Annotated in this window: 1 protein-coding gene; it reads right to left on the minus strand. The window is 44.2% G+C overall.

Annotation, left to right across the window (positions count from 1 at the left end; all coding sequences use genetic code 11):
- Nucleotides 1-285 (minus strand): TVP38/TMEM64 family protein (locus HC176_RS19225; protein WP_167920566.1); only part of this gene is annotated, 285 nt, incomplete at both ends.

The raw sequence follows: 285 nt of genomic DNA on the forward strand, positions 1-285 counted from the left end.
CCTACCAAGGTTGCTCCTATAAATTTCCAGTAGCCCATCTTGAGAATCCCCGCCACAAAACTAATGGCGTCATTGGAAAGAAATGGGTTGAGCCGGGTCACGATAACTGCCCAAAAACCGTAATCGTCAATGAAATCACTGATCTTCTTTTCATTCTTATGGCCAATGAGTTTTTCCACAATGACGGGACCAAGATATCTTCCTATAAAATATCCGACCGAAGAGGCTGAAAAAACTGCTGCAAGTATGATAAAGCTACCCCAAACCGGCCCATAAGCGAGCACT

This window comes from Tamlana crocina (genome assembly GCF_012037625.1).